The sequence below is a fragment of the Microbulbifer sp. S227A genome (assembly GCF_049800935.1).
This window is the reverse complement of the sequence record NZ_JBNAFZ010000002.1, coordinates 412407-426954: the sequence shown is the minus strand read 5'-3', so window position 1 is coordinate 426954 and position 14548 is coordinate 412407. Positions and strand designations below refer to the sequence as shown.

At 64.2% G+C, this 14548-nt stretch carries 11 protein-coding genes; 4 read left to right on the top strand and 7 right to left on the bottom strand.

The genetic code is table 11. The annotated features are described in order from the left end of the window. Positions 1–84 precede the first annotated feature (84 nt). Positions 85–1527, bottom strand: coding sequence for an NCS1 family nucleobase:cation symporter-1 (locus tag ACP15R_RS06895; protein WP_424985656.1), 1443 nt, complete (start codon positions 1525–1527; stop codon positions 85–87). A 165-nt stretch (positions 1528–1692) separates the two neighbouring features. Here ACP15R_RS06895 and ACP15R_RS06890 point away from each other — a divergent pair, with 165 nt between their 5' ends. The 3 genes from ACP15R_RS06890 to ACP15R_RS06880 all read left to right on the top strand — a co-directional run bounded on the left by ACP15R_RS06890 (position 1693) and on the right by ACP15R_RS06880 (position 4358). Further along, positions 1693–2349 (top strand): GntR family transcriptional regulator, encoded by a 657-nt coding sequence (locus tag ACP15R_RS06890; RefSeq protein ID WP_424985655.1) that lies wholly within the window; start codon positions 1693–1695, stop codon positions 2347–2349. Positions 2350–2660: 311 nt separating this feature from the next. Then, entirely contained in the window at positions 2661–3677 is a 1017-nt protein-coding gene (locus ACP15R_RS06885) for a Gfo/Idh/MocA family protein (RefSeq protein ID WP_424985654.1), read from the top strand. Positions 3678–3683: 6 nt separating this feature from the next. Then, entirely contained in the window at positions 3684–4358 is a 675-nt protein-coding gene (locus ACP15R_RS06880) for a GntR family transcriptional regulator (RefSeq protein WP_424985653.1), read from the top strand. Positions 4359–4454: 96 nt separating this feature from the next. On the opposite strand, the gene ACP15R_RS06875 is transcribed toward ACP15R_RS06880, so the two are convergent. The 4 genes from ACP15R_RS06875 to ACP15R_RS06860 all read right to left on the bottom strand — a co-directional run bounded on the left by ACP15R_RS06875 (position 4455) and on the right by ACP15R_RS06860 (position 10156). Next, positions 4455–5333, bottom strand: coding sequence for a dimethyl sulfoxide reductase anchor subunit family protein (locus ACP15R_RS06875; RefSeq protein WP_424985652.1), 879 nt, complete (start codon positions 5331–5333; stop codon positions 4455–4457). After that, positions 5333–6112 (bottom strand): 4Fe-4S dicluster domain-containing protein, encoded by a 780-nt coding sequence (locus tag ACP15R_RS06870; protein ID WP_424985651.1) that lies wholly within the window; start codon positions 6110–6112, stop codon positions 5333–5335. Before ACP15R_RS06870 ends, ACP15R_RS06875 begins: the two co-directional genes overlap by 1 nt. Next, positions 6109–8895, bottom strand: coding sequence for a molybdopterin oxidoreductase family protein (locus tag ACP15R_RS06865; RefSeq protein WP_424985650.1), 2787 nt, complete (start codon positions 8893–8895; stop codon positions 6109–6111). Before ACP15R_RS06865 ends, ACP15R_RS06870 begins: the two co-directional genes overlap by 4 nt. Positions 8896–9019: 124 nt before the next feature. Beyond that, positions 9020–10156, bottom strand: coding sequence for a citrate/2-methylcitrate synthase (locus tag ACP15R_RS06860; protein WP_424985649.1), 1137 nt, complete (start codon positions 10154–10156; stop codon positions 9020–9022). Between the two features lie 33 nt (positions 10157–10189). Between ACP15R_RS06860 and ACP15R_RS06855 the strand changes: the two genes are divergently transcribed. After that, a complete protein-coding gene (locus ACP15R_RS06855) occupies positions 10190–11077 on the top strand; it encodes a phosphate acyltransferase (protein ID WP_424985648.1) in 888 nt (295 codons plus the stop codon). Positions 11078–11167: 90 nt separating this feature from the next. On the opposite strand, the gene xsc is transcribed toward ACP15R_RS06855, so the two are convergent. Further along, the gene (xsc, locus tag ACP15R_RS06850; RefSeq protein ID WP_424985647.1) at positions 11168–12943 is read right to left on the bottom strand and encodes a sulfoacetaldehyde acetyltransferase; all 1776 of its coding nucleotides are present in this window, start codon (positions 12941–12943) and stop codon (positions 11168–11170) included. Positions 12944–13064: 121 nt separating this feature from the next. Further along, positions 13065–14522, bottom strand: a complete 1458-nt coding sequence (locus ACP15R_RS06845) for a PLP-dependent aminotransferase family protein (protein ID WP_424985646.1) — start codon at positions 14520–14522, stop codon at positions 13065–13067. Positions 14523–14548 lie beyond the last annotated feature (26 nt).

The window sequence follows — 14548 nt, the reverse complement described above, 5'->3', positions numbered from 1 at the left end:
TGCCTGCGCTCATGCGGCGGTATTCCCGCAAATGAATGTGGCCGCGACATGCGCGGCCACATCATATTCAGATCGGGCAAGGTGTCAGACCCTGACGCGGTCCCTGGCGATGGCGTCGTAGATCACACCGCCCAGTATCGCGCCGATCACCCAGTTGAAGCCGGACAGGATGGCGAACCACGGAACCCAGACGGTTGCCACCGAGAATACCGCCGCGATGCCAAAGGCCTTGACCGCCGCACCGTTCCAGCCGTTGTCATAGTGATAGAGGCCACCCTCCATGTCATAGAGATCCGCCGGGTTCAGCTGTTCCTTGCGGTGCAGGTAATAGTCGACGATCATGATGCCGAAGATCGGGGCGAGCACGGCCCCCAGCGTGTTCACAAAGCCGCTGATCCCGAACTGGCTGATGAAGCTGGTCCAGAAGCCCCCGATCACCAGCGCAAAGAGCGAGGTGATCAGGCCCGCCTTGCGAAAGCTGATCCTGTCGGGCGCAAGGTTGGCGATGCCGTTGACCGCCGGGATGAAATTGGCCACGAGGTTGATGCCCACCGTTGCCGCGAAAAAGGTGATCGCGGCGATGACGCCCAGCAGGACGCTGTCGGTGCGTTCGACGATCTGGGTGGGGTTGATGATTTCCTCGCCAAAGACCACGGCGGCACCGCCGGTGGTCAGCAGGGCCAGCGCCGAGAACAGGATCATGTTGAACGGCAGCCCCGCGAGATTGCCCAGCTTCATGGTGCGCTTGTCCCTGGCATAGCGTGAAAAATCGCTGAAGTTGATCATGACGGCGGCGAAATAGGCAACCATGGTGCCGACGATGGCGACAAAACCCTTGAACTCGGTCCAGGGTGTGCCCTCGGGATTGGCGAAGATAGTCGCCGTGGCAGACAGGAGCTGGCCGTCCGAACGCTGCCAGAGCACCACGACAAGGCCGATCATCACGAGGTAGACAAACGGGCCGGCGATGTTCAGAAAACTTTCGACCCAGCTCATGCCGCGCCAGAAGATCACGATGTGGAATCCCCAGACGATCACGAAGGACAGCCAGTCGATGCCGGTCAGGCCGAGGATCTCGGGGCCGCCGCCCGCGCCGGTAAGCGAGCGGATCAACAGGGCCACCGCGGTCGAGGCGAAATAGACCTGTACCCCGTACCAGAACACCGCAACCGTGGCGCGCAGGATCGCGGGCAGCTTGGCCCCCTGTGTGCCAAGGCTGGCGCGGGCCAGAACCGGGTAGGGTATGCCGTATTTCTCGCCCGCGGCACCCGAGAGATTGACCATCCACATTACGAAGAGCCCGGCGGTGATCAGCGCCGCAAAGGCGGTCCAGCCGCCGACGCCGAACGAGATGAACAGCGAGGCCACCAGCGAATAGCCAAAGAGCGATTGCACGTCATTGGCCCAGATGTTGAAGATGGCGAACCATCCCCAGGTCTTTTCATCCGCGCCGACCGGATTGAGCGTGTTGCCCTCCGGGTCCAGCGTGCCGCCATGGGCAATGCCCGGTTCATCCATGAAAGCCATGCTTTCCTCCTTGTTGTGGTCCGGCAGGTGACGGTTTGCCGCTGCCTTGCATGTTATGCTTGATCTTGTAGCTAACATTTTAGATGCTGTATTAGTTGATAGACTATCAGGTAATTCACATAACAGCTTACGGTTTTGATTGAGAATGGCGTGTGGGGGTCAATGGTGAACCAATCTGGGGAGGTCAATCTTCTGGCGGACAAGGCGCAACAGGCGCTTTGGGCCGCCCTGCGCGGTGGCCAGTTGCAGGCCGGTCAATTCCTGTCGATGGCGCAGCTTGTCCAGGTGCTCGACTGTCCGATTGCCGCCATTCGCGACGCGGTCAAGCAGGCCAGCGCCCATGGCCTGTTATCCACCCTGCCCAAGCGCGGCATCCAGGTGATGGAGGCGCGGCCGGGTGTCATTCGCGATTGTCTGGATTTCCGCATGGCGCTGGACCAGGAAGGCGCGCGACGGCGCATTGCAAGCGGCGGGATCGAGGGGCTCGACGACCTGCGGGCGCAGCATGTCAGGCTGCAAGACGCCGCAAGAAGCGGAAAAGACCCGCAGCTTTCGTCGCGGGCCATCGAGGTCGATCTGTCCTTGCATGATTTTCTGGCCCGGGGGCTTGGCAATGGCCAGCTCATAAAAAGCTACGATGCCAACCGCATGCGGATTGCCATCATCCAGAATGCCCGTCCGTTCCTGCATGTGCGGATCGTTTCGGCGATGCAGGAACATCTCGCGGTGATCGACGCGCTGCAACAGGGCGATACCGGCGCGACCATCGAGGCGATCCGGTATCATTGCGAGCAAACCCTCAGCTGGTGGGGCGTTGCCTGACCTTTGTCCATCGGTTGGATGCGGGTTTTTATTGAATTTTTTTGCGTATGCATTAATGATGCGGTGATCGTTGTCGCTTGCCATAAATCCACATCAGTGCAGAGGGTCACAAGTCAAATGAAGCAGCGTTTTGACATGGCGATATTCGCAGGTGACGGGATCGGCCCCGGGATCATGCGGCTTGTCCTGAACATTCGCACGAGGTTCCGCTGGCTTGGCCAAAGGAATGATGTCCTGCAAGTGGTTGCCAACGGAAAGCGATCACGCGTGGCGGTCGATGCGGCTCCCATGCGTATTGAAGGGGCATGAAGATGGCGGTTCCGTTGCGCGTGGCCTGTCTGGGTGCCGGCTATTTCAGCCAGTTTCACTATGACGCTTGGTCCCGAATCCCGCAGGTGAAATTGGTGGGGGCGGCGGATCTGAACCTGGCGGCGGCGGCGGCGACAGGGCTTGCCGCCTTTGACGATCTGGACGAGATGATCGCGCGGACGCGTCCGGATATTCTCGACATCATCCTGCCGCCCGCCGGGCACGCCGCCGCGATCCGCACCGCCATGGCCGCCGGCATCCGCACGATCATCTGTCAAAAGCCGTTTTGCCGGGATCACGCCGAGGCCAGCCAGATCGCAGCCGAGGCGCAACAGGCCGGGGTGACCGTGGTGATACACGAGAACTTTCGCTTCATGCCCTGGTATCGCGCCATCAAGACGTTGATCGATGCCGGAGAAATCGGCACGGTTCTGCAGGCGACGTTCCGGCTGCGCCCCGGTGACGGGCAGGGCGCGCGGGCCTATCTTGACCGGCAGCCCTATTTCCAGTCCATGCCGCAATTCCTGATCCACGAAACGGGTGTGCATTGGGTCGACACGTTCCGCTATCTGTTCGGCGATCCGGTTGCGGTCTATGCCGACCTGCGGCGCGTCAACCCGGTGCTGGCGGGCGAGGATGCGGGGTTTGTGCTGTTTGACCATCCGGGCGGTGTACGGGCGTTGTTCGATGGCAACCGGTTGCTCGATCATGCCGCCGACAATCAGCGGCGCACCATGGGCGAGGCGTTGATCGAGGGCACCGCTGGTACGCTGGCGCTGTTTGGCGATGGCAGCGTTTCCCTGCGGGCCTTCGGGGCGCAGGCCAGCCGCCCGGTGTCGCCGCCCGATACCTGGAACGGCTTTGGCGGCGATTGCGTACACGCCTTGCAGGCGCATGTGGTTTCGGGCCTGATTCACGGCACCCCGATCGAGAATAACTGCCAGGATTACTTGACTGTGATCCGGGTTCGGGATGCCATATACCGGTCGGCCGAAACCGGGACCAAGATGAGGATTTGACCACCGATGGATGGGGCCGCGAAACAGAAGTCCAACACCCAGCGGGCCGTGGAGGAATTGCGGCGGCTGATCTTTTCGGGCGAACTTGGTGCCGGATCGGACCACCTCGAGAGCGAGCTGGCCGAACGCCTGGGCATGTCGCGTACCCCGGTGCGCGAAGCCACGCTGATGCTCGCGGCGCAGGGGCTGGTCGAGATGCGGCCACGCAAGGGGGTGCGCATTCGCGCGCTGTCACCCGATGACATGCGGGAAATCTATGACGTCCTGACCGAGCTGGAGAGCCTGTCCGCCGGCGACGCGGCGCGGCAAGGATATCGCGAGCCAGAGCTGGCCGCGTTGTCGCGGGCGATCGATGACATGGACGCGGCGCTGGCGGCTGCGGATCTTGAGGCCTGGGCGCTGGCGGATGACCGGTTTCACGCCGAGCTGGTGCGTCTAGGCGGCAACAGCCGGGTGCAGGTCATCGCCACGATGATGGTCGACCAGGTTCGCCGTGCCCGCGCGATGACGCTGCGGTTTCGCCCGGTGCCGGTGAAGTCGAACGAGGACCATCGCGCTGTGCTCGAGGCGATCCGGGCGGGGGATGCCGATAATGCGCAGCGCAGTCACCATGCGCATCGTACCCATGCCAAGGAAATGCTGCTTGCGATCCTCGAGAAATACCGGTTCCTGCATCTGTAATGCGCCACGGGGTAGACCTGGCGGTGGAGGGGGCTCTGCCCCCACCGCCCTGCGGGCGGCTCCCCCGGAGTATTTGAACAAAGATGAAGGCGCGGATCAGGGGGTGCGTTTGCCGTAATAGAGGCCCACGACATGTTCGGCCTCGGCGAAAAACAGCCAGCGGGAGATCGCCGTGCCGGCAAGATGTGACAGCACCGCCAGCGCGGCGAACAGGTGGCTGAAGGGCAGCAGGAGCAGCACGACGGGCAGGGCGATCATCAGCAGGAGCGAGATCACGCGCAGTTGCAGGCTGTGTTTGCGTCCGACGACATAGGCGAATTCGTTCAGCAGGTAGTTGCTGCCGGTATGGGGTGGTTCGAAGGCGCGGACCGTTCCCGCCGTGCCAAGGCCGGTGGCGGATGCGAGGGTGCTGCCGGATGTTGCGAGGGCGGAGTCGCCCCTGATCCAGGCCGCGACCTGGATCAGCCCGGCCAACAGGAGCAGGGTGATCGCGGCTTGCGGCTGGCCCGCCAGCAAGGCACCGCCGGCAATGGACAGGGACAGCAGCAGTGCGGGGGTCAGGGGGGTGTGCCAGCGTGGGACGGTGCGGAGCTGGGTGTAGATCATCGAGGTCGTGAACACGGTGAGAACGCTGGCGACCGAGCCGATCAGGCCGAGGGCGGCCCATCGCGTGTCGAGAAACACCAGGCCGGCCCCGTAGGCCGCCATCACCAGGAGGGCCAGGACGGCACAGCATCCTTCGCGGCTCAGCCAGCTTGTGCGCCATTGGCTGAACGCCTTGATCGCGCGTTCCGGGTGGCCGAGGTGAAAGGTCGAGGCCATCAGCCCGCCCACGGCGAGCAGGTAGGCAATGGCAAAGAAGGTGAAAGCGACCCAGCCGGTGACATCCGGCAGGCCGATCCCGAGGAAGGCGAGCAGGCCGAAACCGGCTCCGGACATCACGGTGAACAGGATGACAGAGGGGGCGGGATGCATCAGCGGGCCTCGTCTTTGGAGGGGGCGCCGGGCAGGCGGTCAAGCGCCTTGTCCAGCCAGCCGAGAAAGCCGCTGGCTTCTTCGGCGACCGGTGCCAGCAGGGGCGCGAGCGTGTCGACCTGCCCGTCCAGCCGATCCTTGGGGCGCGGTGGCAGGTATTTGTTGACCGGGCGGGTCTGTTGTTCGGGCATCAGGTCGATGCCGCCGCGTTCGGCGCTCAGGCGCGACACGTTGCTGTCGGGGTCGGCGAAATCGCCGAAATGCCGCGCTCCGGCGGGACAGGTGCGCACGCAGGCCGGGACCCGGTCGTCCTCGGGCAGGTTCTCGTTATAGATCCGGTCGACGCAGAGGGTGCATTTCTTCATCACCCCTTCGGCGGCATCGAGTTCGCGCGCGCCATAGGGGCAGGCCCAGGCGCAGAGACCGCAGCCGATGCAATCGCTTTCATTGACCAGAACGATGCCATCTTCGGCCCGTTTGTAGCTTGCCCCGGTGGGGCAGACCGTGACACAGGGCGCGTCGGTGCAATGCAGGCAGGATTTCGGGAAATGGGTCAGCTGCGCCGCGCCGGTTTCCGGTTGGACCTCGTAGCTGTGGACACGGTTGAGAAAGGTGCCCGCCGGGTCGGCCCCGTAGGGGTTGTTGTCCGAAAGCGGCGCGCCGTAATTCTCGGTGTTCCATCCCTTGCAACTGATCACGCAGGCATGGCAGCCGACACAGGTATCGAGATCGATGACAAGGCCCAGTTTCTTTTCGGTGCTGGTGGGGAGAGCGGTCATTTGCCTACCTTCCATGAGAGTGCCGCGGGGCCCTGTCCCACGGGCGAGGGCAGGGGCGGGAAGGCCGGGTCGCATTCGGCGGGGGCGGGCACTTTTTCGATCCTGACGCGCAGGTCGAACCATGCCGCCTGTCCGGTGACGGGGTCCGAATTGGACCATCGCAGACCGTCGCCCCTTGGTGGGTGCAGCTCGTGGATCAGGTGGTTGAGCAGGAACCCCCGTGTCGCTTCGGGCGCGTCCTCGGCCAGCGCCCATGCACCCTTGCGTTTGCCGATGGCGTTCCAGGTCCAGATCGTGTTCTCGTTCAGCCCGCCGTGATGGGCCACCGGGACCACGATGGATCCGTGCGCCGAGGTGACGCGCGCCCAGTCGCCTTCGCCAAAGCCGTGCTGTTGCCACAGTTTCGTCGGAACGTAGAGCGGGTTGTGCCCGTGCAATTGGCGCAGCCACGCGTTCTGGCTGCCCCAGCTGTGATACATCGCCATCGGCCTTTGGGTCAGGGCGCGGATCGGGAAACCCTCATGGCCGGCCTGATCGGTATCGTACCAGATCGGCAGCGGATCCATCACCTGCCTGAGCCTGTCGCGCAGGTGTTCGGGCGGTTGGCGTTCGCCATGGCCCTCTGCGGCGCGCTGGAAGCGGCGCAGCGGTTCGGACCAGAGCGAGAACAGGTAGGGTTGCGGGCTGTCATAGAGGCCGAGCTTGACCGCCCAGTCCTGATAGCCGGCGTTCCAGGGTTTGAAAAACTGCGCCTCTTCCGGGATGTGGTGGATGCAGAACCCGCCATTCTCGATATAGCGGTCGATCTGCCCGGGATTGGGGGCTCCGCGCCCGGTTTGCGAGCCATCCCCGCGCCAGCCCATCAGCGGGCCGATGCCAGGGCGGCGTTCGTGATGCACCATGTAGTCGGCATAGTCTTTCCATTTCGGGCTGCCATCGCTTTCGACGAAGCCGGGCAGGCCGATACGGTTGGCCAGCGTCACCAGCGCCGATTGGAAGCCGCGCACCTCGCGGTCGGGTTCGACCACCGGCCAGCGGATCGCATCGGCGGCGGCCTCGGCCTCGCAGATCGGCCGGTCGAGAAGCGAGATGCAATCATGCCGTTCCAGATAGGTGGTGTCGGGCAGGATCAGATCGGCATAGGCGACCATCTCGCTGGAATAGGCGTCGGAATAGATGATGCGCGGGATAAAGTAACCGCCATCGTCGTTGCGCGCGGTCAGCATGTCGATGACACCCTTGGTGTTCATCGAGGAGTTCCACGCCATGTTGGCCATGTAGAGAAACAGCGTATCGATATGATAGGGATCGCCGGCGCGGGCATTGGAGATCACCATATGCATCAGCCCATGCGCCGAGAGCGGGTTTTCCCAGGTAAAGGCCTTGTCGATGCGTTTGGCATTGCCCTGATCGTCAAGCAGCAGGTCCTCAGGGCCACGCGGAAATCCCAGATGCGGCCCGTCAAGCGGACGGCCGGGGCGGCCCTGGCCATGCGGGGTCGGGTGGGCCTCGACCGGTTTCGGATAGGGCGGTTTGAACCGGAAGCCGCCCGGGGCCTCGACCGTGCCCAACAGGATTTGCAACAGGTGGATGGCGCGGCAGGTCTGGAACCCGTTGGCATGGGCGGACACACCACGCATGGCGTGCATCGCGACCGGGCGGCCGGTCATGGTGCGATGGGTTTCGCCGCGAAAATCGGTCCATTCCCGTTCGATTTCAAATGCTTCGTCAAAGGCGACGCGGGCCAGTTCGGCGGCAATCGCGCGGATGCGCGGGGCCGGGATGCCACAGCGTTCGGCCACCGCCTCGGGCGCGTGTTCGGCAGAGAGATAGCGTTCGGCCAGGTGCTGAAACACGGTGCGGTGGCCCTCATGCGTGGCGCTGAGGTCGGGATAGATGCCTGCTGTGTCAAAGGCGGTGATCTTGCCGCTCTTGCGGTCGCGCACCAGTGGCTTGTCATCGTCGTCGCGCAGGAACAGCCCGGTCTTCTTGTCGAGCAGAACCGGCGCGTTGGTCCAGCGGGCGAGGTAGTCCAGGTCGATCTTGCCCGCCTTGATCAGGCAATGCACCAGCGCCAGCACCAGCAGCCCGTCGGTGCCCGGCGTGATACCGACCCAGTCATCGGCAACCGCGTTATAGCCGGTGCGGATCGGGTTGACGCCGATCACCCGCGCGCCGCGCGCCTTGAGCTTGCCGATCCCGATCTTGATCGGGTTGCTGTCATGGTCTTCGGCGACGCCGAACAGCAGGAACAGCTTGGTGCGGTCCCAGTCGGGCTGGCCGAATTCCCAGAACGCGCCCCCCATCGTGTAAATGCCCGCCGTGGCCATGTTGACCGAACAGAACCCGCCATGGGCCGCATAGTTCGGGGTGCCGAAATTCTGTGCCCAAAAGCTCGTGAACGACTGGCTTTGGTCACGCCCGGTAAAGAAGGCCAGCTTGTGCGGCGCGGTTTCGTGCAGCGGCGTCAGCCAGCCCACCGCGGTCGAAATCGCCTCTTCCCAGCTGATTTCCTGGAATTCGCCTGACCCCCGTGGCCCCACCCGGCGCAGCGGCTTGCGCAGGCGCGAGGGGGCATTGTGTTGCATGATCCCCGCCGAGCCCTTGGCGCAGAGCACCCCCTGGTTCACCGGGTGATCGCGGTTCCCTTCGATATAGGCGACCTTGCCATCCTTGATATGCGCATTGATGCCACATCGGCAGGCACACATGTAACAGGTTGTCTTGCGGATCTCGTCAGAGACGGGGGGCGACAGATCGAGCGGCGGCTGGGTATGAGGCATTTGGTCTCTTCCTGATTTCCCACACCCTAGGGAGCGGGGCCGGTTCGGTAAAGATGTTCCGTATCGCGTGGGAGTTCGGAAATATCGTTCCACATCCGGGGTGCTCTGCGGAACGGTGGCGGGATCAGCCGCGCGCCTCCAGCGGCACGAAGGGGCGCGGCTCGGGTCCGTTATAGAGTGTCAGGGGACGGATCAGGATATTGCCCCGCTGTTGTTCGATACACTGGATCACCCAGCCGGGCATGCGGCCGATGGCAAAGATCGGCACATAGAGGTCCATCGGGATGCCATGCAGCTGATAGATGACGCCGGAATAGAAATCGACATTCACATTCAACCCGTGCCGCGCATAGGGCTTCATCGCATCGACCACAGCTTGCAGGATTTCATACCATTCAGGTGCGCCCATTTCCTCGCCCAGCTTGCGCACGCCTTCGCGCATGTGACGGGCGCGCGGATCTTCCTTGCGATAGACCCGGTGGCCGAACCCGGTGACCGCCTCGCGCGCGCCGCGCTTGGTCTTGACATAGGCGGCGGCGTTCTCGGGCTTGCCGATCTCGTGCACCATCTTCATGACGTCCTCGGCGGCTCCGCCATGCGCCGGCCCGGCCAGCGTCGACAACGCGGTGACGATGCCGCCATGCAGGTTGGTCTCGGTTCCGACCGTAACGCGGGCGGCAAAGCTGCTGGCGTTGCTGCCATGCTCGGCATGCAGGATGAAATCCACATCCGCCAGCCGCGCGGCATCCTCGCTGGGTTTCTCGCCCTTGAGCATCCACAGCCAGTTGGCCGCATGGCCCAGCGTGGCATCCGGTGCCACAGGGTCGCGGCCGTTGCGGATGGCCTCATGGGCGGCAATGATCATCGGCACCTGGCTGGTCAGGCGCAGCCCGTTGGCGACAAAGGCCTCTTCGCCGACCTGCTGGCTGTCGGGTTCCAGCGCGGCCAGCGCCGAAACCGCCGTGCGCAGCACATCCATGGGGTGCCCGTGTTTGCAGGCGCTGATGATGTCGAAAACCTCGGGCGGCAGGTGGCGCGCGGCCTTCATCCTGGCGTCAAATGCCGCGAGTTCGCCGGCATTGGGCAGCTCGCCATGGATCAGCAGGTAACAGACCTCTTCAAAGCTCGACCGGGTGGCAAGGTCGTGGATCGAATAGCCGCGATAGCTTAGTTCGCCCGCCGCCCCGTCGATGTCGCTGACGGCGGATCGCTCGAAATAGACGCCTTTGAGGCCACGGTTGATCTTGACGTTCTCGGTCATCGCTGTCTCCTTCGGAGCAAAACGGGGATTTGGATGTCGGCACTGGAACGCGCCATGATACGGGCAAGGACAGACCGCGCGCGGGTGGTCTTTCCCGAAATGCATGACCCGCGCATAGCGGAGGCGGTGGCGCGGATGCAAGCCGAGGGGATTTGCACGCCGGTTCCGCTTGCTGACACCAATGATGCGCTTGTTGCGGTTCTGGTCAAGGCACGCGGGATGAAACAGGCCGTGGCGCGCCGGATGTTGTCGCGTCCCTTGTACCGGGCGGCGGCGATGGTGGCCGCCGGGGCGGCGGATGCGATGCTGGCGGGGGCGGTCAATCCGTCGAAAAAGGTGATCGAGGCGGCGCAGATCTCCATTGGCCTGGCGGACGGGGTGGCGCTGCCCTCGTCGTTTTTCCTGATGCGGTTCCCGGACGGGCGCGAGTTGATCTTTGCCGACTGTGCGCTGAACGTGGCACCGGATGCGGCGGCCCTGACAGAGATCGCGCGGGCCTCGGAAACCACCGGCAAGGCGCTGCTCGGGCAGGCGCGGGTGGCGTTGCTGTCCTTTTCCACCGGGGCGTCGGGTGTCGGCGACAGTGTGGACAAGGTGCGCGCGGCGGCAGCGGCGACAGGGTTCGTCGGCCCGGTGCAGGGGGACGCGGCGCTGAACCCGGCGGTGGCCGCGCTCAAGGGGCTGGGACAGGGCGACGGGCTGGGGCGGGGCGACGGGTTGGGGCGGGGCGACGCCAACGTGCTGGTCTTTCCCGATCTTGACGCGGGCAATATCGCGTACAAGCTGGCGCAGGAACTGGCCGGGGCACAGGCCATCGGGCCGGTCCTGCAGGGGTTTCGCAAACCGGTTTGTGATCTCAGCCGGGGCGCGACGGTGGCGGACATCATCGCCGCCACCGCGGTGACGCTCGCATTGGCATAACGCGCGCCGTTTCCTGCGGCCATCCGCATCACGCCGCTACCCGGAGTTCCCTGGGGAAATCCGGGGCCGTGCCGATGGCGCGGGATGCGATCATACGGTCTGGGGCCGCATGTCCTGCGCATTGATCCCGGCGACTTCCACCGGTTTTTTCATCGCGTCGCGGCGGAACGGCTCGCCCAGTTCCTGGTTGATCATTGCTTCGATCAGGGTGGTGATGCCCGCCTTCTGATCGATCATCGCCTGGTTCAGCGCCTCGGTCAGCTCCTCCATGGTGCGCGCCACCACGCCCTTGAGACCACAGGACTTGGCAATACCGGCATAGGACACCTGGGTGTCGAGCTCGGTGCCGACGAAATTGTCATCGAACCACAGCGTCGAATTGCGCTTTTCCGCGCCCCACTGATAGTTGCGGAACACCACCTGGGTCACGGCGGGCCATTCCTTGCGGCCAATGGCGGTCAGTTCGTTGACCGCGATGCCAAAGGCGCCATCGCCCGAGAAGCCGACCACCGGCACGTCCGGGCATCCGATCTTGGCGCCGACCACCGCCGGCAGGCCATAGCCGCAGGGTCCGAACAGGCCGGGCGCGAGGTACTTGCGGCCCTTTTCAAACGACGGATAGGCATTGCCGATGGCACAGTTGTTGCCGATATCCGAGCTGATGATCGCGTCGGCGGGCAGGGCGGACTGGATCGCGCGCCACGCCATGCGCGGGCTCATCCAGTCGGGCTTGTCGGCGCGGGCGCGTTCGTTCCAGCTGGTGCCGGGATCGTCATCTTCGTGATCCATCGACGACAATTGCTGGGCCCAGCGGGATTTGATTTCCGCGATCCGCGCCTTGCGCCCGGCCCGCCCCGCGTCGCCCGCATCGTCGGACAGCTGTGCAAGGATGCCCGAGGCAACCTTGGCGGCGTCGCCGACGATCCCGACGCTGACCTTCTTGGTCAGGCCGATCCGGTCCGGGTTGATATCGACCTGGATGATCCGGGCGTCGGCGGGCCAGTATTCCATGCCATAGCCCGGCAGGGTCGAGAACGGGTTCAACCGGGTGCCAAGGCACAACACCACATCCGCCTCGCGGATCAGGTCCATGCCCGCCTTGGAGCCGTTGTAACCCAGCGGCCCGGCAAACAGCGGGTGATTGCCCGGAAAGGCGTCGTTATGCTGGTAGCCGACGCAGACCGGTGCATCCAGCCGTTCGGCAAGCAGGCGCGACGCCTCGATCCCGCCCTTGGCCAGCACCACGCCGGCGCCGTTCAGGATCACCGGGTTCTTCGCCGCGCTCAGCAGGCGGGCAGCCTCGGCAACCGAGTTTTCACCGCCCGGCGAGCGTTCGAATTCGATCGGTTCCGGAATCTCGATATCGACAACCTGGGTCCACATGTCGCGCGGGATGTTCAATTGGGCCGGGGCGGACAGGCGCTTGGCCTGTGCGATCACACGGGTCAGCACCTCGGCCACGCGCGAGGGGTCGCGCACCTCTTCCTGATAGGCAACCATGTCCTCGAACAGTTTCATCTGTTCGACTTCCTGAAACCCGCCCTGGCCGATGGTCTTGTTGGCGGCCTGCGGCGTCACCAGCAACAGCGGCGTGTGATTCCAATAGGCGGTTTTCACGGCGGTGACGAAATTGGTGATGCCGGGGCCGTTCTGGGCGATCATCATGCTCATCTTGCCGGTGGCGCGGGTATAGCCATCTGCCATCATTCCGGCGCTGCCTTCGTGGGCGCAATCCCAGAAGGTGATCCCGGCCTTGGGGAACAGGTCGGAAATCGGCATCATGGCCGAGCCGATAATGCCAAACGCATGCTCGATGCCGTGCATTTGCAGCGTTTTGACAAAACATTCTTCGGTGGTCATCTTCATTTGGAACATTCTCCGGGGTGGCAGGATCACGGCATCGGGTGCCAGCTTGGTTGCGGATGTTAAGGACCGCGCGGAGGGCCGGTTAGGTCCAGATTGGTGCCCGGTTTATGTCCAGTGGGATTCACCCCGCCAACGCCCGCGCGATCAGCTCGATTCCGGTTGGAATCCGGCTCGCGGGGATCGAGGAATAGCCCAGCCGGTAATGGTTGCGCGGTTGCTCGAAGCCGGCAAAAAACGGGGCACCGGGCTCGATCACCACGCCGTCGCGGGCAAGCTGCTGTGCCACCGCAGTCATGTCTGTGCCGGGCCGGGCACGCATCCACAGGGACGAGCCGCCATAGACCCCGCGCCCGGCGATGGTCAGGCCGTGATCGTTCACCGCGTGTTCAATCACCTGTCTGCGCTCGTGCAGCGCCTTGGACATGCGGCGGATCTGGGCGTCGAAATGTCCGAGGCTGAGAAAATAGGCGGCGGTGCGTTGCAGGTGGCCCGGCGGGTGACGCAATACGCTGGCGCGCAGGGCGCGGGCCTGTCGGATGAACGGTTCCGAGCCGACGATATAGCCAAGCCGCAGCCCGGGGCAGAGCGATTTGGAAAAGCTGCCCACATAGATCACCCGCCCGTCGCGATCCAGCGATTTGAGCGAGGGGGAAGGCGCGGCGAGAAAGGACAGTTCGAATTCGTAATCATCCTCGACAATCAGCGCATCCAGATCACGTGCCCGGTCAAGCAGGGCGCGCCGCCGGGCCAGCGGCATGGTTGCGGTGGTCGGTGACTGGTGGCTGGGCGTGGTAAAGATCACGTCGGTATCGTCGGGCAACTCGTCCGGGGGCAGCCCGTCCGCATCCACCCGCAAGGGGTCCATCCGGCACCCCGATTGCCGCAGGATGTCGCGCAGCGCGTGGTAACAGGGGTTTTCCACCGCCGCCTTGCGGGTCGGGTCGAGCAAGATCTGTGCCGTCAGCCAGAGCGCGTTCTGTGCCCCCATCGTGATCAGGATCTGCTCGGGCCGCGCCGCGATGCCGCGCCGGGGCAGGGTGTGGCGCGCGATGAATTCCACCAGCAACGGATCGTCCCGGTCGTAATAGTCGCCGGTCAACGATGTGAAGTCCTTTTGCCCCAGGGCGCGCAGCGCGCAGAGCCGCCAATTGGCATGGTCAAACAGGGTTGGGTCCGCCTGCCCGTAGATAAAGGGATAGCGATAGCTGTGCCAGTCGGCCGGTTTCTGCGGGGTGTCCCCGCCGGTGAAGGTCCGGCAAAAGGCGCGGGACCAGTCGACCCGGTCCTGCGTGCGGTGCGACGGCGCATAGACCGGCGGCACCGGGGCATTGTCGGACACGAAATAGCCCGACCGCCCGCGCGAGGTCAGGTAATCATTGGCCAGCAGCTCGGTATAGGCAAGCGTCACGGTGATGCGGCTGACACCCAGATGCCTGGCCAGCTTGCGCGAGGAGGGGAGCTTTTCACCCCGGTGAAACCGGCCCGACAGGATGCCCTCGGCGACAACCTGCTGGATCTGCGCCTGCAAGGTGCCCTGCGCCTCCGGATTCAGAAAGAATGTATCGACCGAGATTGCCATGCCACAGGATAGGCTGGACCTAGGGC